Source organism: Haloflavibacter putidus, from assembly GCF_006546625.1.
Taxonomy (GTDB): Bacteria; Bacteroidota; Bacteroidia; order Flavobacteriales; family Flavobacteriaceae; genus Mesonia; species Mesonia putida.
Window position 1 is genome coordinate 34,919 of record NZ_VIAR01000009.1, and the last position, 23,196, is coordinate 58,114.

Sequence of the window (23,196 nt, forward strand, 5' to 3'; positions counted from 1 at the left end):
AATCTATCGCGTGTAATTATTTCAATTAGCATGCAATTCTCTATACCATTATTTACAAACATTATTTATGAAATATCTATTTTTTACATTATTTCTTAGTGTTTCTTTTTTAAGTTTTTCCCAAGAAAAAATTGAAGGAACCATTTATGAAAAAAACGAAAGCAGCAAATCTTTTCCGTTATTGGGTGCCAATGTTTATTGGTTAAATACAGAGGTAGGAACGGTAACTAATTTTGACGGCAATTTTTCTTTACCCTATAAAGATAATTATAAAAAAATCGTGATAAGCTATGTAGGCTTTAAATCTGATACCATTGCAATAAAAAACCCTTCAAAACCCATAACGCATGCTTTAACGCCTACCAGCTCTTTAGATGAAATAAAAGTAATTTCGCGAAAGCAAGCCACATCGCGTTCTTACCTTAATTCTCAAAATACGATGAACGTAAGTAGCGATGAGCTATTAAAAGCAGCCTGTTGTAACCTGTCCGAAAGTTTTGAGACCAATCCTTCTATAGATGTCAATTTTGCAGATGCTATTTCAGGAACGCGACAAATTAAAATGTTGGGATTAACAAGTCCGTATATTTTAATTGCAATGGAAAATATTCCTACAGTTCGAGGAGCCGCACAAGCCTACGGGTTAACTTTTACCCCGGGAACTTGGGTAGAAAGTATTCAAATAACCAAAGGCGCCGGTAGCGTGGTAAATGGGTACGAAAGTATTGCAGGCCAAATTAATGCCGAGTTGCAAAAGCCCACAAAAGACGATAACTTATTTTTAAATTTGTATGGCGCTAGCAGCCAGCGTTTAGAACTCAATGCACATTACAATACTAAAGTAAGCGAAAAGTGGAGCACAGGTATATATGTGCACGGCAATACACATCAAGAAAAACACGATGTTAATGACGATGGTTTTTTAGATATGCCACTTTACAATCAGATAAACGTGATGAACCGTTGGCAATATATTGATAATGAAAACGGATTTGTTGGCTTTTTAAATGTGCGATTTCTTGACGATTATAAGCAAACTGGAGAAGTAGATTTTGATCCCGATACCGACAAGCTGACCACCAATGCGTGGGGAAGCGAAATCGAAACACAACGTTACGATCTTTCTGGTAAATTTGGTTATGTAGATCCGGATTTGCCTTGGCGGAATTTAGGCGTTCAGTTTGCGCTAAGCAATCATCAACAAGATTCTTACTTTGGTTTAAGACGTTATAATATAGACCATACCAGCGTGTACTCTAATTTTATTTATAATTCTATTATTAGCGATTCTCGCCATAAAATAAAAACCGGTCTAAGCTTTACCTATGATGCGTATGACGAATTGGTAGAAACTACAAGCTATGAACGTATTGATAATTCTGTAGGTGCTTTTTTTGAATACCAATTTGATAATTTAGAAAAGTTAAATTTAACAGCTGGAGCCCGTATAGATAACCATAACCGCTTAGGATTATTTGTAACTCCTAGATTTCACATGCGGTATACCCCGTGGGAAAAATCTGCTTTTCGCGCTTCTTTTGGTCGCGGAAAACGCTCGGCTAATATTTTTGCTGAAAATCAAAATTTGTTTGCAACAGCTAGAAATATCAATATCATAGAGTCTAACGAAAGTGATATTTACGGATTAGAGCCGGAAATTGCGTGGAATTATGGTGTTTCTTATTTACAAGGCTTTAATTTATTCGGTCAAAAAGGAGATATTGCTTTTGATTTTTACCGAACAGATTTTAAAAATCAAGTAGTGGTAGATTGGGAAAATCCGCAAGAAATCAATTTTTATAATTTAGAGAACAATAGTTTTGCCAATAGTTTTCAGACAGAATTAAATTATAACATCTTAAAAGGATTGGATACCCGCTTGGCTTATAAATATTATAATGTAAAAACAAAATATTTAACCGGTGAGAAAATAAAACCACTTACTGCACAACATCGTTTTTTTGCCAATGCGTCTTATGCTACTCCAATAAAAAATAATAGTAGATGGAAATTTGATATTACTTATAATTGGTTAGGAAAACAACGTTTTCCGTCTACCGTTGGTAATCAGCCCCAATATCAAAAGCCAGAATATTCGCCAGAAGTAAATACGCTTAATGCACAAGTTACCAAAATATTTTCTCCTAAATTTGAAGTCTATGCTGGCGGCGAAAATATTACAAATGTGCGACAAAGAAAACCTATATTAGGAACCGATAATCCTTTTGGTTCAAATTTTGACAGTACATTTGTATACGGACCAATTTTTGGTAGTTTGTATTATATTGGATTACGATATAGAATAAAATAATAATTTAAATAAATATAAAATATGAAAAAATTACTTGTAGTTTTAGTGTTGCTAGTAACCTCTTTTGGCTTTTCGCAAAATAGAAATGCCAAAGCTTCTTTAGAGGTAGATGGCGTTTGCCAGATGTGTAAAGAACGAATTGAAAAAGCATGCATTAAAGCAAAAGGCGTAAAATTAGCCGATTGGAATGTAGAAACCCACGAGCTAAAATTGATTTATAACGAAAAGAAAACAAGCTTAGATGCTATTAAAAAAAGCATTGTTGCTGTAGGGCACGATGTTAGCGATATGAAAGCTACAGACGAGGCTTATAATAGCGTGCACAAATGCTGCAGATACAGAGACGAAGCGATTAAGGAAGATCATAAAACCGGTAAAATGGAATAGTGCCTCAAAAAATGATAAATAAAAAAAGTCCTCGTTAATTTTAACGAGGACTTTTTTATAGATAACTATTTTAAGCCCTAATCGGTTGATTTAAAATCAAGTCTATATACATATTAACTTTGTTTTTTAAATCTCTTCTATGGGTTATAAAATCTAAAAAGCCATGCTCTTCTAAAAATTCTGAAGTTTGAAAACCTTCCGGCAATTCTTTTCCTGTGGTATCTCTAACTACACGTGGTCCCGCAAAACCAATTAACGCGCCTGGTTCTGCTATATTAATATCGCCCAACATTGCAAAAGAGGCTGTAGTGCCGCCCGTTGTAGGATCTGTACATAAAGAAATATACGGGATTTTGGCTTCTGCCAATTGCGCAACCTTTACGGAAGTTTTAGCCAACTGCATTAACGATAAAACAGCTTCTTGCATTCTTGCGCCGCCTGATTTAGAAATTATCATTAAAGGTATTTTCTTTTCCATGGCATAATCTGCCGCTCTGGCTATTTTTTCGCCAACTACAGAACCCATCGAGCCGCCAACAAATCTAAAATCCATACAGGCTACTACCAAATCTTTTCCTTTAGACTTACCAACAGCAACACGCATCGCGTCTTTAAGACCGGTTTTTTTCTGGGCTTCTTTTATACGATCTGGATACTTCTTTTTGTCTTCAAATTTAAGTGGATCTTTTGCCGTAAGGTTTTTGTCGAGCTCTTTATATTTATTCTCGTCAAAAAGTATTTCAAAATATTCCTGGCTGCCAATTCTTACGTGGTAACCGTCTTCCGGACTTACGTAATGGTTTTTTGCCAGTTGTTCTGCATCTACAATTTTACCGGTAGGAGATTTGTACCACAAACCTTTTGGTACATCTTTTTTATCTTCTGTAGCGGTTTGTATTCCTTTTTTTGTTCTTTTAAACCAAGCCATAATTTAGGGGTTTGTTAATAATTAAGTTAGAAAAGGATAATTTTATAAAGTATTCACGTTGTTTAAATCTTCAAAAGCTTTTTTGAGTCTTTCTTTAAAGCTTTTTTCTCCTTCTCGTAACCATTTTCTTGGGTCGTAATATTTTTTGTTTGGTGCATCTTCACCTTCAGGATTACCAATTTGGCTGGCAAGGTAATCTTTTTTCTCCATCATATAATCTCTAACGCCGGCTGCAAATGCATATTGAAGATCTGTGTCTATATTCATTTTTATAACGCCATAACCAATAGCTTCTCTAATTTCTTCTACAGAAGAGCCACTACCACCGTGAAATACAAAATCTATATGATTTTTTTCTACATTATATTTTTCAGTAATATACTCTTGCGAATTTTTAAGAATTTTTGGGGTCAATTTTACGTTACCCGGTTTGTATACACCGTGTACGTTACCAAAAGCTGCAGCAATAGTAAATTGGTCGCTTATTTTGCTTAATTCTTCGTAAGCATAAGCAACTTCTTCGGGTTGGGTGTAAAGTTTAGAAGAGTCTACGCCTGTGTTGTCTACGCCATCTTCTTCGCCGCCGGTTATGCCTAATTCTATTTCCAAAGTCATTCCCATTTTTTCCATACGGGAAAGATATTTTTTACAGGTTTCTATGTTTTCTTTTATTGGTTCTGCGCTTAAATCTATCATATGCGAAGAATACAAAGGTTTACCGTGTTCTTTGTAATATTTTTCGCCTTCGTCTAAAAGACCGTCAATCCAAGGTAATAATTTTTTGGCACAATGGTCCGTATGTAATATTACAGATGCTCCGTATGCTTTTGCCAAATCGTGAATGTGTTTTGCGCCGGCAACACCACCTAAAACCGCTGCTTGCTGCTTGTCGTTAGGCAAGCCTTTACCTGCATTAAAATGTGCTCCGCCGTTAGAAAACTGTATAATTACCGGTGCGTTTAACTCTGCGGCAGTTTCTAAAACCGCATTTATACTATTGGAGCCAACAACATTTACGGCCGGTAAAGCATAGTTGTTTTTCTTTGCGTGATCAAATATCTCTTGAACTTCTTTGCCGGTTGCAACTCCTGGTTTGATAGTGTGTGCCATGGTTTACTTTTAATTGATTTTTAAATACAAAATTAATAAAATATTATTGCTAGAAAGGATAATTGATCCCAACATTATAAACAGCGTGTGCAAAGTTATAGTTTGTAAACCATTTCTGGTCATAATATGCTGGATTGTAGGTTTTAAATCCTAAATCTAAACGAATTACGAAAAAATCTAAATCATAGCGTAAACCAAAACCAGAACCAACGGCCAATTGTTTTAAATCTGCAAATTCGGTAAAAGTAGATTGTGGGTCTTCTACATTATCTAAAACGTTCCAAATATTTCCTACATCTACAAAAACCGCGCTGTGTAACGAGCCAAATAGATTAAACCGGTATTCTGCGTTAAAGCTTAACTTCATATTTGCCTCGTTAAACTCATTTATACTACCGCTGCTGCCGGGTCCTAAATCATAAGCTTGCCAGCCACGATTATCGTTCGCGCCGCCGGCAAAAAAACTTCGGGCAAAAGGTATGCTGTTAGAATTGCCGTATGGAATAGCAATTCCCGCTAAAGCCCTAACGGCTATAATGTTTTGTTGACCAAGATCCCAATGTTTTATAAAATCTGTTTCAATTTTTGCATATTGCGAAAACTGAACACCAAATAAATTATAATTATCGTTTCTGTTCTTTTTTAAACCAATTACAGGTGCCAATAGAGACAGCGTATTTCCTGCAGCTTCTATCTTAAATCTAAATTGCGAAAACTCTTCATCATAAATATTTTCGCGGGTGTTATGCATATAACTAAAGTTAGAAGCCAGAATCAAGTTGTCTTCTGTAAGCCTATCTTTGCGTTCTATAATGTTACGGGTAATACTGCGCTCGTCTTGGTTTAAATTGTATGTGTTATTTTTAAAATCGTTTATAAATGCAGTTGTACCTTCGGGAATTTTTAAGTTTGGTGAAGTGTTGCTGTTTGGGTCTTGGGCTTCAAAATACTCCGGATTTATTTGGTCATAATTATCTTGTGCAACTTCGTTAAGACGATCGTAAGAATTTCGGTAAATATTAAAGTAATTTGCTACGTTTAAATTGCGTACATACTGCAAGTCTAAAAGTTCAAATCTATGCGATAATTCTTTAGAAGGATACCAGCGATATGCAAACTTACCCGTTACGTTTTGTTTATCTAAACCTATGTTTTTCTGCGTGCTAAAACCAACGCTCAAATTGGTAAATGGCGACATGGATTTAGGAATTATCCCTGTTGTTTTTATAGGAAATGCAATTTTTGGAAAGGTAAGATTGAGATTTCCGCCAATTTCGGAAATATTAAAAAATGTATTTTCTTTATCTTTTGCGGCATCTTTAGAGTTACCTATACTTCCGCGGCCGCCAATTTCTAAAATTTCGGCACCGCCAAAAATATTACGAATTAAGAGAGAACCGCCAAAACCCAAACCAAATTCTTGAATATTACTGCGCGAAACATCAAAATTAAAATCTACTCCAAATTTAGGTTTTGGGGTTAAAAATATATTGGTAATCAAACTGGTTTTGGTGCTATCGCGAGGATCTTCCATATATTGAATATTGGGATACTCAAACATTTGCAATTCATTAAACCGGCGGTAGGTTAAAGATCGGTCTCGGTCGCGATACACGTTTCCTTTTTTTATAAAAACAGCATCGGTTATGGCTTTGGGTTTAAATTTTAAATCTTCAAAACTGTATAAATTATAGCCTTTATGCTTGGCAGAATCTAAGAGTGGGTAGTCTTTAAACTTGTAACGATAATCTGTAAAAATGTTTACCTGGCTTATGCGGTGAACGTTAAAATCTTCTACCGCCGTACTGTCTTCTTGGTTGCGTCTATCTGCAATTACAACATCTATATTTACTTTGTGGTTAGTGTTTATGGTGTCTGCATCAAAAGAAACGTACTCTTGCTCAAAATGATATAAACCGTTGTTTCTAAAAAGAGTGGTAAGCCTTTCCCGCTCTGTCTCAAAATTGTTGGTTTCAAATTTTTGTCCGTCTTTTATTATAGCTTCTTTTTTGTGTAATTGGTAGATAGAGTCTGCCACAGAAGAAGGTATTCTAGAAGAAATAGAATCTATTATATAAGGTTGTTTGGGTTTTACATAATAGTCTACCGTAGCGCGTTTATTGTCTTTTTTGTTTATTTTAAAATCGGTTTCGGCGTTAAACCAGCCGTGATTCCAATACCAAGATTTTAATCGGTTAGCAGAATTTTCTGTTTTCTGTTCGCTAAAAATTGTAGGAGCCTCTCCGGTTTCTTTCAAAAAATTATTAAAACCAACATAGGCATTTCCCATACGCTCTACTTGTTTTTCCGAAAAGAAATTAATTAAGCGTTTTTTGCGTTTTGGTTTTTCTTCTAACCAAGTATAAAAAGTAGAGTCGGGCTCTGGTTTCGCCATATTATAAATAAAAAGGCGTAAGGGCATTCTCACCAACGGTAAACGTACATTTGGTTTTTGAAATAATTGATTGTAAACTTCACTATCAGAAATTTTTTCACCATTTTTAAAAATGGTATTTTGCGTGAGCAAATGCTCATCGTTTCCTACTCGTTTTACGGCGTTACAAGACGCTAGTAGAATTACTAATAGAAATAATGCTATTTTTGTCGATGTCAATTTCAAATACAAAAATTCTGTTTCAAAAATACATTAATTTATGCTTAGCAAAAGCCAAATAAAGCTAATAAACAGCCTAACTCAAAAAAAATATAGACAGAAACACCAACTTTTTTTTGCCGAAGGTGTAAAAGTTATCAAAGAGCTCTTAAATTCTAGTTTTGAGTTAGAAATGCTCTTTACGGAAGTAGACCTGTTTTATACACCCAAAAATAAAATTCAACTATTAAAACCGGGAGAGTTGCAAAAAATTTCTAAACTTTCTACTCCGCAAACTGCCTTGGCTTTGTTTAAAATACCCGAAAACTCCGAGACCTTAAAAAAAGGCTTGATAGTGGCTTTAGACGGCGTTAGAGATCCCGGAAATTTAGGAACAATTATAAGACTGTGCGATTGGTTTGGAATAGAAAATATTATATGCTCTAAAGATACGGTAGATTGTTATAACCCAAAAGTAATTCAGGCTACAATGGGCTCTATTGCCCGTGTAAGAGTAAGCTATACCAATTTAGAAGAGAGCTTGCCCAATTTAGGATTACCGCTTTACGGAACTTTTATGCAAGCAGAGTCAGTTTATAGCGCTGTATTGCCAAAAGAAGCTGTCTTGATTTTAGGCAACGAAGCAAACGGTATTTCGTCAACAATAGGAAATATCGTAACAAACAGCATTAGTATTCCGCAATTTGGCGCACACCAAAAAACAGAAAGTTTAAACGTGGCTACTGCAACTGCTATAAGTTTAAGCGAGTTTAGGCGTCGCTAATATTTTTACTGAAATTTAAAGTTAAGAAAAACCCCGCGCGTAGACATTTGATTAATGTTAGAAGTATACGGGCTGTTAGGATCTTTATCGCGTTTTAACTCATCGCTTAAAGCGAAAACCCCACGAATGCTAGGTGTAAATTTAAAGAAGAATAAATAAAAATCTATTCCAAAACCAACCTCATAATAATAAGTGCTAGTTTTCATTCTAAATTCGCCCACACTGTTATCGTCTGGATTATCTTCGTTGCTCGATAAATTTATAGAAGTAGAAACCCCGCCAATAATAAAGGGTTTAAAATTGTTAAGACGCTTGGTAGAAAATTTAACCAAAAGCGGAATATGAACATAAGTAGATTTTACCTCTCTAAGATTGTCTTCCGGTATATCGGGATAGGTTAGGTTTCTGCCGGCAAAAATAACACCTGGTTCTAAACGGAGATCTATATAATCGTTAAGGCGTAAGTTACCAATAAGTCCTATATTAAATCCAATGTTTTTTTCTACCAGTACATCCGGTGCTTCTTCTTCATAATCAAATTTAAAATCGTAGGAGTTAAAGCCTAAATAATACCCCCAGGACCAACGTTGTTTATCAAAATTATCTAAGTTTCTAAGCTTATCTCCAGATCTAAAAAAACCTTGAGCGCTAAGGCTTTGAAACCCTATGCAAAGCAATAAAACTAAAAAGATTTTTCTCATATAATTATTTTGATGCGGTATAAATGGTGGCTACACCAAAAGTTTGTGGTTTGTTTTCTATAGATGTAAACCCAATTTTTTGTAAAATATTGTTGAATTTCTTTCCGTAAGGAAAAACTGCAGCGCTATCACTCAAATATTGGTACGCCACTTTATCTTTAGAAAAGATTTTGCCAATAACCGGCAACATGTATTTAGTATATAAGCTATAACCTTGTTTAAAAGGAGTTTTGGTTGGTACCGAAGTTTCTAAAACCACAAAAATACCCCCGGGTTTTAACACGCGATAAATTTCTGCCAGACCCTTTTGTAAATTTTCAAAATTCCGTACACCAAAGGCTACGCATATAGCATCAAAATGATTCTCTTCAAAAGGTAAAGCTTCTGAATCGCCTTGCACCATTGTAATTTTATTCTCTAGTTTTTTTTCTTTTATTTTTTTTCGGCCAACACTAAGCATCCCTTCAGATAGGTCTAAACCGGTAACATTATCAATACCCGCTTCTGCCAAACTAATTGCCAAATCGCCTGTGCCAGTAGCAATATCTAAAGCATTTAGCGGGTTGGTGGCTGCGATAAGTTTTATAACCTTTTTGCGCCAAGTAGTGTCTATTCCAAAAGAAATAACGCGGTTAAGACCGTCATAATTTTCAGAAATGGTGTCAAACATTTTCTCCACCTGTTTTTTCTTGTTCAGTTTAGAATCTTTATACGGAATAACCTTTTTAGCCATGGCTTAATTTTTTGTAAAGATACGTTTTATGCAATATATTTTGGCTTATGCTCAAAAAAAAATGCTAAAGGCTTGCGGTTCAAATTATAGGAAAAAACTACCTTTGCCGAGTAAATTTTGTTTCATTATGAAGATTTTAATTGCTGGAGCCGGAGAAGTTGGTTTTCATCTTTCTAAACTATTATCGTACGAATCGCAAGATATCACCCTTATAGATCCGGATGCAGTAAAACTAGAATATGCAGATAAAAACCTAGACATTAAGGCGTTAAAAGGGGATGCGACTTCTATGGCTATTTTGCACGAAGCCCAAGTAAAAGGTGCAGATTTGGTTATTGGCGTAACCAATAGTGAGACAACTAATATAACCATCTGTGTTTTGGCTAAACAACTAGGCGCAAAACGCACGGTTGCCAGAGTGTCTAATTCAGAATTTTTGGAAAATAGAGAAGAGCTGGGTTTTAAGAAATTTGGGATAGATGAACTTATTTCGCCAGAGGCTTTGGCTTCTAAAGAAATTGCCCTCCTTTTAAACCAATCTGTTTTTAACGATAGTTTTCAGTTTGACGAAGGACTTTTAAATATGGTAGGTTTTAAACTTTCTGTAAGCGCTCCTTTCGTTGGTAAAACCGTGCAAGAAGCGGCCGGAATGTTTTCTTCAATACAATTTGTTTGCATAGCAATACAACGCTACGGTACGCAGTATACGTTAATTCCTCGAGGAGATACGCAATTTAAAAAAGGCGATCAGGTATATTTTATTACACCAGAAGACGGGGTTTCGCAATTATATAAACTTACCGGTAAAGTAAAGCACGATATTAAAGACATCATGATTCTTGGCGGAAGTAAAATTGGTCGAAAAACAGCTAAAAATTTAAGCGAAGCAAGATTTAATGTAAAGCTTATCGAAATAAACAAAGAAAAAGCCCTTGAGCTGGCAGACGAATTGCCGGAAGTTTTGATAATACACGGCGATGGTAGAAATGTAGATTTATTAGAAGAAGAAAACATTCATAATATGGATGCTTTTATTGCCGTAACTGGAAACTCCGAAACAAATATTATGTCTTGTTTGGTGGCAAAATCCAAAAGTGTAACCAAAACCATTTCTTTGGTAGAAAATATGGATTATTTTCAACTCAGTCACTCTATTGGTATCAACACTTTAATCAATAAAAAACTTTTAGCGGCCAATAATATTTTTAGGTATGTACGCAAAGGCGAAGTGGTGGCAATGACCAAATTAAATAATATGAACGCAGAACTTTTAGAGTTTAAGGTGCGCGAATCTTCTAAAGTAGCCAACAAAAGAATTGTAAACCTTAATTTTCCGCGTTCTGCGATTATAGGCGGTGTTATTAGAGACGGCGAAGGTATTATTACTTTAGGAGATTTTGTAATAAGACCGGGAGATAGAGTGGTGGTAGGTTGCTTGCCACGATCTATTCATAAGGTAGAAAAATTGTTTTTGTAATGCCAAAACTCAATACAAAACTGGTATTTTATATTATGGGGCTGCTGTTGGTTTTTAATGGCGGTTTTATGGCTATTGCAAGTTTGGTAAGCTGGTATTACCAAGAAGCTGCAGCAATGCAACTTTCTGGAGCATCGGGGTTAACTATTTTAAGTGGTTTACTGATGATGCTCGCTACAAAAACCCACCTTAAAGATATACGCGGCAGAGAAGGTTATTTAATCGTAACCTTGGGATGGATAGTTATGAGTATAAGCGGCATGCTTCCTTATTTATTTACTAATTCTATTACCACAATTACCAAAGCTTTTTTTGAAACAATGTCCGGTTATACCACTACCGGAGCCACAATTTTACAAGATATAGAAATCTTACCGCGAGGTGTTTTGTTGTGGCGAAGTTTAACCCATTGGATTGGCGGAATGGGAATTATTGTTTTGGCAGTCGCAATTTTGCCGCTCTTAGGTATTGGCGGTATGCAACTTTTTTCTGCTGAAGCACCCGGCCCGAGCGCAGATAAACTAAAACCCCGTATTACCGATACTGCAAAAAGACTTTGGCTAATTTATTTTGGTTATACCGTAGCCGAAACAGTTTTATTAAACGTTGCCGGAATGGGACTTTTTGATGCCGTAAACCACGCGTTAAGTACCTTGTCTACCGGTGGTTTTTCTACAAAAAATGCTAGCGTGGCCTATTGGAATGACCAGCCGCTAATACAATATATTATTATTGTTTTTATGTTCTTGGCCGGTATGAATTTTATCATGAGTTATTTTGCCTTTAAAGGAAATTTTAAACGAGTTTTTCGAGATGAAGAATTTAAATGGTATGCCATTTTTGTAACAGGCTTTACTGCAATAGCTGCCTTAATTATATACTTTAGAGCAGATTTAGGACTTTCGTCTATCACACATACTTTAGAATTTGGTCGAGCAGAAGCTTCTTTTAGACACGCTTTATTTCAAGTGCTTTCTGTAATTACCACAACCGGTTTTGTAACTGCAGATTTTACTTTATGGACGCCTTTTCTTACAATTCTATTTTTCGGGTTGTTTTTTATGGGCGGTTCTGCGGGTTCTACTGCCGGGGGTATAAAAATAGTGCGACATATTATTATGATACGAAATGGCATAACAGAGTTTAAACGTTCTTTGCATCCTAACGCTATTTTGCCCGTACGTTATAATAAGCTGTCTATCAAACACGAAATTGTTTTTAATGTACTGGGCTTTTTTATAGTTTATATGTTGGCCTTTATAATTGGAGCGGTTGGTTTTGCTGCTTTAGGATTAGATTTTCCGTCTGCTTTAGGGGGCGCAGCTTCTTCTTTAGGAAATATAGGTCCGGCTTTTGGAGATTTGAGTCCCGTAGATAATTTTGCCAGTTTGCCTGCCGCCGGAAAATGGTGGAGCTCTTTTTTAATGCTTATTGGTAGGTTAGAATTATTTACCGTACTTATTGTTTTAACACCTTTCTTTTGGCGAAATAGATAAGTTAACTTTACGGAAAACACAACTCCTATAATAATTATTTTACCGAATAAATCCGTAAAGCATTTTTGCTTATAGATAAACGAAATAAAAAACGCTAGAAACAGTAAATTCCCGAGCGTTTTTTACGTTGTCAAACAAGTTGCCTAATTCAAGGCTTGTTTTATGCGTTTTATGGCTTCTTTAATTTCAGTTTCGCTGGCCGCGTAGCTTAATCGTAAACAATCCGGATTGCCAAAAGCATCGCCGGTTACGGTAGCCACGTTAGCTTCTTCCAACAAATACATTGCTAAATCTGTAGCGTTGTTGATTTTTTGATTATTAAAAGTTTTTCCAAAAAAGTGCGATACATTAGGAAATACATAAAAAGCACCTTCTGGTTGGTTGCATTCAAAACCTTCTACGTCTTGTAGTAATTCCAAAATAAGACTTCTTCTTTCCTTAAAAGTATCTATCATATGTTGTATTTTGCTCACCGGCGCTTCTAATGCAGCAATGGTAGCACGTTGAGCAATACAATTTGCGCCGCTGGTAATTTGGCCTTGCATTTTGGTACAAGCTCTGGCAATATAAGTTGGTGCGCCAATATAACCAATACGCCATCCGGTCATAGCAAAAGCTTTAGAAACACCATTTACAGTAACCGTACGGTCGTACATATCTTCAAATTGCGCCATAGACGCGTGTGCTTCTCCGGTAAAATTAATGTGTTCGTAAATCTCATCACTAACAACAATAATATCCGGATGTTTTTGTAAAACATCTGCTAAAGCCCGTAACTCTTCATTGCTATATAAAGAGCCACTTGGATTGCACGGCGAACTAAACCATAGCATTTTGGTGCGTGGCGTGATTGCCTTTTCCAGCTGCTCTGGTGTCATTTTAAAATCGTTTTCTATAGACGTTTTTACTTCTATGCTAACGCCTTCGGCAATTTTCACAATATCTCTGTAACTCACCCAGTAGGGGCAAGGTAAAATAACTTCGTCCCCAGGATTTAAACTTACCAATGCAATATTTGCTAAAGCTTGCTTTGCACCGGTACTTACCACAATTTGAGAAGCCTCATATTCTAAGCTATTATCACGTTTAAACTTGGTACGGATAGCTTCTTTTAAATCTGCATAGCCGTCTACCGGCGTATACGAATTATAATTGTCGTTTATGGCTTGTATGGCTGCTTCTTTAACAAAATCTGGCGTGTTAAAATCTGGTTCCCCCAGGCTTAAACTAATAATCTCTTTTCCTTGACTTTTTAACTCTCTAGCTTTGGCAGCCATTGCAAGGGTTGCAGAGGTTTCTAATCTATTTATTCTGTCTGAAAGATGTTGCATAATAAATTTTTTAATTATACCGATAAGGCAGGTTTAGCCCCCATTTCTTTTAAATGCTTAAAGTGAGCAATAATAGCTGCTCTGGTAGTTTTATACTCGTGGTACGGCAAATTAAATTCGTTAGCCGTTTCTTTTACAATGTTCGCAATTTTACTGTAATGAATATGACTTATATTAGGGAAAATATGATGTTCTACTTGGTGGTTTAATCCGCCGGTAAACCAGTTTACAATTTTATTATTGGTAGAAAAATTGACCGTGGTAAACAATTGGTGTATTGCCCAAGTATTTTCCATAGAGCCTTTTTTATTTGGTAGAGGCATCTCTGTAGCTTCTACAACATGTGCTAATTGAAAAACAATACTTAAAATTAAACCTGCAGTATAATGCATTACAAAAAAACCAATTAAAATTTTCCACCAAGCAATGCTTAAAATTAACATTGGGATAATAATCCAAATGGCAATATATAAAGCTTTGGTAATGGCTAGGGTGCTCCACTGTTTTAGAGGACTTGGTTTTTTACCATACGCTAAATTACGTTTTAGATAACGTCGAGTTTGTTTAAAATCTGTGGTAATTACCCAGTTAAAAGTTAATAAACCATATAACAAGATAGAGTAATAGTGCTGAAATTTATGAAATTTTCGCCATTTGCTGTGTTTGCTGAATCTAATAATTCTTCCGGCTTCTAAATCTTCGTCGTGCCCATGTATATTGGTATAAGTATGGTGTAAAACATTATGTTGCACTTGCCAATTATAAACATTACCGGCCAAAATATACATACTGCCGCCCATTATTTTGTTAATCCATTTTTTAGACGAATACGAGCCGTGGTTGCCGTCGTGCATCACATTCATTCCTACGCCGGCCATACCAACTCCCATAACAATACTAAGCAACAATTTCCACCATTGCGAAATATCTAACGTAAGAATTAGAAAATAAGGTGTAAAGAATAAAGAAAACATGATAAGTGTTTTCACGTGTAATTTCCAGTTTCCTGTTTTAGGAAGTTTATTTTCCTTAAAGTAAGAGTTTACCCGTTTATTTAAAGTTCTAAAAAACTTTGCAGAGTCTACTCGGGAGAAACGAATTTGTTTGTGTTCCATTAAATTTGCAATAAAAGTCAAAGATAAAGATTAATGATTTATTTTAGAGCTTTGTTTTCATAATTCTCTCTTTTGCTTATCTTTTAAAAAAACAAAACAATGATTGCCGCAATTTCTTTATTTCTAATTGTTAGTTTATCTTTATTGCTTACCAAAATAGCTACTTTGGCTTTGGTGCATACCGGTTTGTCTACACAATCTGCAAGTTTTCAAGCCAGATCTGCCTATACAGGTACCGGATACACCACCAGCGAAGCAGAAAAAGTAGTTAACCATCCCGTACGGCGGCGTATAATTTCTATGTTAATGATTATTGGTAATGCCGGTATAGTTACAGCAATGTCATCGCTTATTCTAACTTTCTTGATTCCAGATAAAACCAGTTCTCTATTATATAGTATAGGAGTAATTGTTTTTGGAATCGTTTTTTTGTGGTGGGCAGTACGCAGCAAATGGGTAGACCGCTATCTTTCTAAAATAATTAATAAAGCCTTAGACAAATACACTAGTTTAGATGTAAAAGATTATGCGGCAATTTTACATTTGGAAGGAGGCTATCAAGTAACAGAGTGGCGTGTAACAGAAGATAGTTATCTGCGCGAAAAAACGTTAAACCAGTTGCAGCTTATCCGTAAAGGCATAATAGTTCTGGGTATACAAAAAGCAACTTCAGAATATATTGGCTCTCCTTACGGAAAATCTATGATAGAAGAAGGAGATACCTTAACTTTGTACGGCAAAAAAGATTCTTTCCAACTGTTGCGGAAAGAATAACGCTTTATTCTCTTTACGGAATAGAAAAGCGATAATTTATTTAAAACAAATCGATTTGGAACAAATTTTAAAATACTTTCAAAACCTTAGTCCGTTGCAAATAGAACAGATGGAAGAAATAGGTGTTTTGTATAAAGACTGGAATACCAAAATAAACGTGGTTTCCAGAAAAGACATAGAAGAAATTTATTTACGCCATGTCTTACATTCGCTGGCTATCGCAAAATTTCAAAAATTTAATCCCGGCGCAAAAATTTTAGATGTTGGTACAGGTGGCGGTTTCCCCGGAATACCGCTTGCCATTATGTTTCCCGAAACAGAATTTCATCTAGTAGATAGTATTGGTAAAAAAATTAAGGTAGTAGAAGAAGTGGTACAAAGTTTAGCTTTACGGAATGTAAAAACCAGCAATTGCAGAGTAGAAGAAATAGACGGGCATTACGATTTTATTGTGAGTCGCGCTGTAGCCCAAATGGAAACTTTTGTACGTTGGGTAAAAGGTAGAATAGCCAAGAAAAACCAACACGAACACAGAAACGGAATTTTATATTTAAAAGGGGGTGATTTGCACGAAGAATTAAAAAAATATGCTACGGCAAAAGTCTATCCGTTGCGCGATATTTTTGAAGAAGAGTTTTTCGAAACCAAAAGTTTGGTACATTTACCTATGAAATATAAAGGTTAAAAAAATCTTGTTTTAACCAAAACAAAAAAAGGCTGTTTCAAATTAAGTAATTTTTGAAACAGCCTTTATCAATTTCGTAAAGTTATAAACAAACTTTTACTCACCCATAAACGGATATCTGTAATCTGTTGCGGGTACAAAAGTTTCTTTAATTAAACGTGGGCTAACCCAACGTAACAAGTTTAACTTAGAACCTGCTTTATCGTTAGTTCCACTTGCTCTGGCACCGCCAAAAGGTTGTCTTCCTACAACGGCTCCGGTTGGCTTGTCGTTTATATAAAAGTTTCCTGCTGCATCTTGCAAAATATCGGTTGCTTGAGCTGCGGCGTATCTATCTTGTGAGAAAATACCGCCGGTAAGCGCATACGGACTTGTTTCGTCTACCAAATGCAAGGTTTCTTCCCATTTTTTATCGTCGTATAAATAGATGGTAACTACTGGTCCAAACAATTCAGTAACCATTGTAGTATATTTAGGATCTGTAGTTAAAATTACCGTTGGCTCTATAAAGTAACCTTTAGATTTGTCGTAATTACCGCCAATAACTACTTCTGCTTTTTTATCTTTCTTGGCTTGATCTATATATTTTGCCAATTTATCAAATGCTCTTTCGTGAATTACGGCATTAATAAAATTGCCCATATCTTCTGGAGAACCCATTTTAAAAGAAGACAAATCTTCTTCTAACTGTTCTTTTATGGTAGGCCACATACTTTTTGGTAAATACACACGCGAGGCAGCACTACATTTTTGACCTTGGTACTCAAATGCACCACGAGAAATTGCGGTAGATACTTGCTTTGCTCTAGAACTTGGGTGAGCAATAATAAAATCTTTTCCGCCTGTCTCTCCAACAATTCTTGGGTACGATTTATATTTATCTATGTTGTTTCCTATTTTAGACCACATACCTTTAAATACGTCTGTACTTCCGGTAAAGTGAACGTCGGCAAATTCCGGACTGTCTAAAACAATGTCTGTAATCATGGCGGGATCTCCCATTACCATATTGATTACACCATCTGGTACACCAGCTTCTTTAAATACATCCATCAATACTCTGGCAGAAAACATTTGGCTGGCACTTGGTTTCCAAATTGCTACGTTGCCCATCAATGCGGCGCTCGAAGGTAAGTTACCGGCAATTGCAGTAAAGTTAAAAGGCGTTACTGCATAAACAAAACCTTCTAAAGGTCTATACTCAACACGGTTCCAGGCTTCTGCATCAGATTCTGGTTGGTCTTCGTAGATTTCTGTCATATATTCTACGTTAAACCGAATAAAATCTGCAATCTCACAAGCAGAGTCTATTTCTGCCTGATAAATGTTTTTAGACTGGCCAATCATTGTGGCAGCGTTTAATTTATAACGGTAAGGTCCGGAAATTAATTCGGCTGCTTTTAAAAATACGCCGGCGCGTTGCTCCCAAGGTAATTTTGCCCATTTTTTTCTGGCTTCCATAGCTGCATCTATGGCTTGGGTTATATGTTTTTTCTCGGCCAAATGATAAACACCTAAATCGTGTTGGTGATCGTGTGGCGGATGAATGCTTTTGGTTTTTCCGGTTTTAATTTCTTCTGCACCAATATAAAGCGGAATGTCTACTTTTTTGTTGTATAAATCTTTGTACGTTAATAGTACTTCTTCTCTTTCAGGTGTTCCCGGGGCGTAGCTTTTAACAGGCTCGTTAACCGCTGGGGGAACTCTAAAAAATCCTTTACCCATAATTTTTATATATTTTGTTGTTGTTTTGAATTTGCGTAAATATACTTAAAAATAACCGACTTTAGTTTACGGCATTTACAAAGGTTTTATTAATTTGTGTTAAGTTTTTTAAAAGTCTAACTTGCTTAAAATAAATGCAATGTGTACCCTAAGTTTTATTCCTCTATGCCATAGTTCAGAAAGTTTTATTCTTACTTCTAACAGAGATGAAGCAGCAGACAGAAAAACCATTCCGCCAAAAATTTATAAAGAAAACGCATGTACGTTATTATACCCAAAAGATGCTGTTGCAGGCGGCACTTGGATTGGCGCCAGCAGTAAAAAACGCTTAATTACTTTAATGAACGGAGCCGAGAAAGCGCATGTATCTAAAGATTCTTATAGATTAAGTAGAGGCGTAGTGGTAAAAGACTTTTTAACTGCAGACGATGTTTTGCATCGTTTAGAAACTTATGTTTTTGAAGAGATAGAACCTTTTACTATGATAATTGTAAGCTGGAAAGTGGGCTTAGAATTGTATGAGCTTATCTGGAACGGTACAAAAGTACTTTTTAAAAAGCTAAAAACCCAACCCCATATTTGGTCGGCTTCTATGACGTATTCGCAAGAAATGAAAGAAAAGCGGCACCAATGGTTTTACGATTTTTTAGAGCGTGAAAATTGGCAAGACAATCCGAAAAAGAAATTATGGGATTTTCACCATTCGGCTGGAGCCGAAGACAAAGACCTTGGGTTTATTATAGATAGAGGGAAATTAAAAACCACCAGTATCACACAGTTTAGTTTAGAAAACACTGAAAAAACCATGCGTTTTGATAATCTAATTACGCAAGAAGAAAGTTTGGTCTCTTTTTAATTTAAAGCAAAAGGCGCGCTTAGGTTAAAAGTAGGTATAAGCACTTTAAACCTATTGGTAGAGGTAAAGTTTATCATATTAAAATGCCCTTTCATAGCCCCAAATGGCGAAGTTAAAAAGCAACCGCTGCTGTAAGTATGGGTTTCGCCTGGCTTAAGCACGGGTTTTTTGCCAACTACACCTTCGCCGCGTACAATTTCGTTGCGGTTTAACGCATCTTTAATACGCCAAAATCTAGAATTTAGTTGTACAGAATCGTTGCTTTGGTTCTCTATGGTAATTTCATAACTAAAGGCAAAAAACGCTTTATAGTTTTTTAAAACCTTGCCCCGAAACCGCGTCCGAACCGAAATCTTAATGCCTTTTGTAATTTGTTGTACCATAATTTAATATATAACGAAAGTACCTAAAATAGAGAATAAGATACTGATAGCGGCTAAAATATAAAATATTACATTTAAAAGCACAGTTTTTACAATAGTTTTAAGGGTTTTTTGTTGGTAAAAATTCCGTAAAGATTTATAAAAGTACCAACAGTAAATTAGTAAAAAGAAAAACCACGGAAAATCAGCATTAATTATAACTGTCAACAAGCTAAAAAAACCAAACAGAATCAAGTTAAAGGCTTGTAAATAGTAATTAAACAACAAATGCTCCATATAATTGTAAGCTGTTTTATAATAGATCAACCATAAGGCTAATGTTAATAAGGGTACAATTATAAAGGCAAAAAGCGGAAGTTTAGCATATAAATACGACTCAAATGACTTGGAGTTTTCGGTTAGCTCGATAAAATTTTTGCTTTTGTTAAATAAAAATTTGTTCCAAGTAGTAGAGGCATGATCTAAATTCTTTAAAACTATACTCGGGCCGTGTTCTTTATTGTGCTTATGATAAACGTAATATATATTAAGACGTCGTTTGGTAGCTTTGGAGAATGAAAGATTGGCAAGCTCTTTTTCTGTCTTATAAAGGTCTGTACTTTTAAAATTTGTAGCAGCAAAATCTATTTCATCGGTTTTGTTTGCTTCTTTTAAGTTTAGGAATCCACTCTCTTCTGTTGGGAAATAATCACTTTGAAAACTTTGTAAAATAAAAAACAATATAGCTAGACTAAAGAAAAACCGAAAGGGGTTTACATAGGTTTTACGTTTGCCTTTTACATAGTCTAAAGCTAATCTTCCTGGTTGGAATAAAAGCTTTCTAAACGTCTTATAAATACGGGAGTCGTAGGCAAATAAACCTGCAAAAAATTCTTTTAGTACAGATTTGAGCGATAATTTCTTTACCGAATTAAGCTGACCGCAATAATGGCAATACCTATCTGTTTTATAAAGTGGGACTCCGCAATTTAAACATTGCTCTCCGCGGTATTTAAAATTAGGTTTATTCTTTTTCACGCAGATTTAGTTACTTATATTTCTGCTGTTGGCGCTTCCTACACCAATTATTCTATCGTAGCGGCCACCAACCTCGCGATAATAGGCTAAAATGGTGTATTGATTTTCGGTCTCTTCAAAATTTCCAGAAAAGAAACCTTCGTCTATACTGCCATCTGGTCGAAGTAATACGTATTTATAGTTGTAAAAACCTTGCTTAAAAAGGCGTTTGGTTTCGTATAATTTGGTTGTAGGGTTGTAGGTTAATTCCGTGCTATCGTCTAAAGTGAAATTATTGAATTTTCCGTAAAGATGAATTTCGCCTCCATTTAATTTTTCATAATTTTCTAAGGCAAAATGCACCCAAGTATACTCTGCTTCTATAGTTGCTTTTTCGCCTTGTAGCGTGCGTACGGTAAAATTACCATTAATGTCAGGATAATAAGTATAAGGATCAAAAGCCCTAATGCCATCTGGAAATAAATAGGTGTTATAAATGTCTATTAATTCTATGCGTTGAATGTTCATAGAAGAGGCACGCACATCTTTGGTGTCAAAGTTTAAATACTCGTTGCCGGCCCAAAATGCTGCTTTTTGATCGTATTTATAAATAAGCTTACTGCCTAAATTGTATTGTGGTTTTAGATTGTAAATACCGTTTTTTAAATTATTATTTTTTAAGATAAGTGTGTTTAAATTTCTATCAGGATTTCTAAAAATTATATTTTCTGCGCCATCAATAGAAAAGTTAACCACTTGTTTGGTTTTAATAAATTTTAGGTCACGCGATCTTTTAATTTCGGCACGTACAATGGCTAAATCTTCAAAAACAATAAATTTTCTAGAAAACACTAACTCTTTATTACTGTTAAAAACCTTCAGTAAATAGTTGCCGCTTACTTTAAGTCCGCGTGTATATGCATTTGGTATGTTTAGCCGGTAATGCGAAAAAATTTGTAGGGTATTAAAAGAGTTCTCATAAGTACGAATTCTTGTATCGTCATAACCATCCAAAAACTCACTTTGCGCTAAACCAGATGGAGTCCAATCAAAATTATAATGTTCTATAGTATAATAGTAATCTGCTTCATCACCAATTAAATCGTCAAACTCCAATTGTATAGATTCTCCCAAAGCGACTATGGGGGTTCCACTAAACTCTATGCCTCCTTTAAACTCTATAGTTTTGATGTAATCTGGTGGTGGGGTTTCATATACTTGTGCCTGTAAAAAGACTGAACAAAGAAAAGCGCAAAGTAGCAAAATTTTTCGCATAACAAATTAATAGGTTTAGCTGCTAAATATACGTAAATTTCTTAGTAAATTTGTAAACTTAAACAAGAAAACAGCTTATTATTTAGAAGCGTTATAAATAAGGAACTTCCAATTGAGTTCTCTTAAAGATGAAGATTTAATTATTAAATTTGCAACCGCAAATATTAACGGATACTATTAATTATGTCAAAAGGCATTAAAGTTAAAAAAGGTCTTGATATAAAGCTGAAAGGCGAAGCTGAGAAAACCAAAGTACCAGCACCAAAATCAAAGACTTTTGCAGTAAAACCTCCAGAATTTCATTCGGTTGTACCTAAAATGGTAATCAAAAAAGAAGGAGCTAAAATCCTTGCCGGAGAAGAACTTTTCTTTTCAAAATATAACGAAGGCTTGCGCTTCACCTCGCCGGTAAGTGGTACGCTGAAAGAAATAGTGCGTGGGGCAAAACGCAAAATATTGGAAATAGTAATTGAAGCAGACGTAGAAAATAACTACAAAGACTTTGGAAAGATGGATGCAGCTGCATCTAGCTCGCAAGAAGTTAAAAAGCGTATTTTTGAAAGCGGTTGCGGAGCCTTTATTATGCAGCGGCCGTACGATATTGTGGCGAATCCTGAAGATACACCAAAAGCAATTTATATCTCTGCATATAATTCTGCACCTTTAGCGGCAGATTTGGAGTTTGTGTTAGAAGATAAGAAAGATGCTTTTCGTGCCGGTATTCAAGCTTTAAATAAATTAACCGAAGGGAAGGTTTACTTAGGTGTTAAGAAGGCTTCTAATTCTTTCCTTAAAGAGGTGAGTGGTGTGGAACTTCTAGAGGTTTCTGGGCCCCATCCTGCTGGCAATGTAGGTGTGCAAATTGCTAAAACCGAGCCTATGAATATGGGAGAGCGTGTTTGGACAGTTGGTGCAGAAGATGTAGCAATAATTGGCAACTTGTTTTTAACCGGGCAATTTAGAGCAGAAAGAACAATTGCGGTTGTTGGTACAGCGGCGCAAAATAAACAATATTATACAACCTTTATTGGGGCTAAGGTGTCAGATTTGGTTGGTGAGATAAATACGAAAGAAAACAGGATAATTTCTGGCGATGTATTGACAGGAGATCGTATTCAAAACGACCAGTATATTGGTTTTTACGATAATACGGTAACGGTTATTCCGGAAGGGAACAATTATAGAATGTTTGGTTGGGTGCCATTTACCTACAATAACATTCCTTCTATGTCTAAAACTTCGTTTTCTTGGCTATTCCCTAACAAGAAATACGAGGTGAACACCAATCTAAACGGAGAAGAACGTGCTTTGGTAGTAACCGGCGAGATGGAAAAAGTAATGCCGTTAGATGTTTACCCGATGGAGCTTCTTAAAGCTTGTATGGCTGGAGATATAGAGAAAATGGAGAACTTAGGAATTTATGAAGTAATTCCTGAAGACTTTGCTTTAATAGATTATGTAAACACTTCTAAACTAGAAGCACAAGAAGTAATTCGGCTTGGTTTAGATCTAATGATTACTGAAGTAGGATAAAAG

20 protein-coding genes are annotated in these 23,196 nt (G+C 35.6%); 9 read left to right on the forward strand and 11 right to left on the reverse strand.

All coding sequences use genetic code 11. From position 1 onward, the window contains the following. Positions 1-67: 67 nt before the first annotated feature. A complete protein-coding gene (locus FKR84_RS09420) occupies positions 68-2,311 on the forward strand; it encodes a TonB-dependent receptor (protein ID WP_141422057.1) in 2,244 nt (747 codons plus the stop codon). Positions 2,312-2,332: 21 nt separating this feature from the next. Continuing rightward, on the forward strand, positions 2,333-2,698 hold the full coding sequence (locus tag FKR84_RS09425; protein ID WP_141422058.1) for a heavy-metal-associated domain-containing protein: 366 nt from the start codon (positions 2,333-2,335) through the stop codon (positions 2,696-2,698). 70 nt (positions 2,699-2,768) lie between these two features. On the opposite strand, the gene accD is transcribed toward FKR84_RS09425, so the two are convergent. Genes accD through tamL form a run of 3 tightly spaced genes read right to left on the reverse strand, consistent with a single transcriptional unit; the run spans position 2,769 to position 7,356 of the window. Next, a complete protein-coding gene (gene accD / locus FKR84_RS09430; protein ID WP_141422059.1) occupies positions 2,769-3,626 on the reverse strand; it encodes an acetyl-CoA carboxylase, carboxyltransferase subunit beta in 858 nt (285 codons plus the stop codon). Between the two features lie 42 nt (positions 3,627-3,668). Then, positions 3,669-4,736, reverse strand: a complete 1,068-nt coding sequence (gene fbaA / locus FKR84_RS09435) for a class II fructose-bisphosphate aldolase (RefSeq protein ID WP_141422060.1) — start codon at positions 4,734-4,736, stop codon at positions 3,669-3,671. A gap of 49 nt (positions 4,737-4,785) precedes the next feature. After that, complete coding sequence (gene tamL / locus FKR84_RS09440) at positions 4,786-7,356, reverse strand: translocation and assembly module lipoprotein TamL (RefSeq protein WP_141422061.1); 2,571 nt, start codon at positions 7,354-7,356, stop codon at positions 4,786-4,788. 34 nt (positions 7,357-7,390) lie between these two features. Between tamL and FKR84_RS09445 the strand changes: the two genes are divergently transcribed. After that, a complete protein-coding gene (locus tag FKR84_RS09445) occupies positions 7,391-8,113 on the forward strand; it encodes a TrmH family RNA methyltransferase (RefSeq protein WP_141422062.1) in 723 nt (240 codons plus the stop codon). 5 nt (positions 8,114-8,118) lie between these two features. Here the strand turns inward: FKR84_RS09445 and porT are convergent, their stop codons facing one another. Beyond that, the gene (gene porT / locus FKR84_RS09450; RefSeq protein WP_141422063.1) at positions 8,119-8,814 is read right to left on the reverse strand and encodes a type IX secretion/gliding motility protein PorT/SprT; all 696 of its coding nucleotides are present in this window, start codon (positions 8,812-8,814) and stop codon (positions 8,119-8,121) included. Positions 8,815-8,818: 4 nt separating this feature from the next. Continuing rightward, positions 8,819-9,547, reverse strand: coding sequence for a bifunctional demethylmenaquinone methyltransferase/2-methoxy-6-polyprenyl-1,4-benzoquinol methylase UbiE (ubiE, locus tag FKR84_RS09455; protein ID WP_141422064.1), 729 nt, complete (start codon positions 9,545-9,547; stop codon positions 8,819-8,821). Between the two features lie 127 nt (positions 9,548-9,674). Between ubiE and trkA the strand changes: the two genes are divergently transcribed. Together trkA and FKR84_RS09465 are read left to right on the forward strand one after the other, a co-directional pair. Beyond that, a complete protein-coding gene (gene trkA / locus FKR84_RS09460) occupies positions 9,675-11,024 on the forward strand; it encodes a Trk system potassium transporter TrkA (RefSeq protein ID WP_141422065.1) in 1,350 nt (449 codons plus the stop codon). Further along, positions 11,024-12,520, forward strand: coding sequence for a TrkH family potassium uptake protein (locus FKR84_RS09465; protein WP_141422066.1), 1,497 nt, complete (start codon positions 11,024-11,026; stop codon positions 12,518-12,520). Before trkA ends, FKR84_RS09465 begins: the two co-directional genes overlap by 1 nt. A gap of 143 nt (positions 12,521-12,663) precedes the next feature. Here the strand turns inward: FKR84_RS09465 and FKR84_RS09470 are convergent, their stop codons facing one another. Further along, a complete protein-coding gene (locus tag FKR84_RS09470; protein WP_233357726.1) occupies positions 12,664-13,851 on the reverse strand; it encodes a pyridoxal phosphate-dependent aminotransferase in 1,188 nt (395 codons plus the stop codon). Between the two features lie 14 nt (positions 13,852-13,865). Then, positions 13,866-14,966 (reverse strand): fatty acid desaturase family protein, encoded by a 1,101-nt coding sequence (locus FKR84_RS09475; RefSeq protein WP_141422068.1) that lies wholly within the window; start codon positions 14,964-14,966, stop codon positions 13,866-13,868. Between the two features lie 99 nt (positions 14,967-15,065). On the opposite strand from FKR84_RS09475, the gene FKR84_RS09480 reads away from it, so the two are divergent. After that, positions 15,066-15,740, forward strand: coding sequence for a TrkA C-terminal domain-containing protein (locus FKR84_RS09480; RefSeq protein WP_141422069.1), 675 nt, complete (start codon positions 15,066-15,068; stop codon positions 15,738-15,740). A 55-nt stretch (positions 15,741-15,795) separates the two neighbouring features. Then, the gene (gene rsmG / locus FKR84_RS09485) at positions 15,796-16,425 is read left to right on the forward strand and encodes a 16S rRNA (guanine(527)-N(7))-methyltransferase RsmG (protein WP_141422070.1); all 630 of its coding nucleotides are present in this window, start codon (positions 15,796-15,798) and stop codon (positions 16,423-16,425) included. Positions 16,426-16,521: 96 nt separating this feature from the next. Here the strand turns inward: rsmG and pruA are convergent, their stop codons facing one another. Continuing rightward, positions 16,522-18,150: an L-glutamate gamma-semialdehyde dehydrogenase gene (gene pruA, locus FKR84_RS09490; RefSeq protein ID WP_141422071.1), complete on the reverse strand. Its 1,629-nt coding sequence runs from the start codon at positions 18,148-18,150 to the stop codon at positions 16,522-16,524. 139 nt (positions 18,151-18,289) lie between these two features. Here pruA and FKR84_RS09495 point away from each other — a divergent pair, with 139 nt between their 5' ends. After that, positions 18,290-19,006 (forward strand): NRDE family protein, encoded by a 717-nt coding sequence (locus tag FKR84_RS09495; protein WP_141422072.1) that lies wholly within the window; start codon positions 18,290-18,292, stop codon positions 19,004-19,006. Here the strand turns inward: FKR84_RS09495 and apaG are convergent. Genes apaG through FKR84_RS09510 form a run of 3 tightly spaced genes read right to left on the reverse strand, consistent with a single transcriptional unit; the run spans position 19,003 to position 21,660 of the window. After that, complete coding sequence (apaG, locus tag FKR84_RS09500) at positions 19,003-19,389, reverse strand: Co2+/Mg2+ efflux protein ApaG (RefSeq protein WP_141422073.1); 387 nt, start codon at positions 19,387-19,389, stop codon at positions 19,003-19,005. The two genes, FKR84_RS09495 and apaG, sit on opposite strands and share 4 nt — an antisense overlap. Positions 19,390-19,392: 3 nt before the next feature. Next, entirely contained in the window at positions 19,393-20,406 is a 1,014-nt protein-coding gene (locus tag FKR84_RS09505; protein ID WP_233357727.1) for a DUF3667 domain-containing protein, read from the reverse strand. A gap of 6 nt (positions 20,407-20,412) precedes the next feature. Continuing rightward, entirely contained in the window at positions 20,413-21,660 is a 1,248-nt protein-coding gene (locus tag FKR84_RS09510; protein ID WP_141422075.1) for a type IX secretion system plug protein, read from the reverse strand. Between the two features lie 183 nt (positions 21,661-21,843). Between FKR84_RS09510 and FKR84_RS09515 the strand changes: the two genes are divergently transcribed. Further along, entirely contained in the window at positions 21,844-23,193 is a 1,350-nt protein-coding gene (locus FKR84_RS09515) for a Na(+)-translocating NADH-quinone reductase subunit A (protein ID WP_141422076.1), read from the forward strand. Positions 23,194-23,196: the final 3 nt, after the last annotated feature.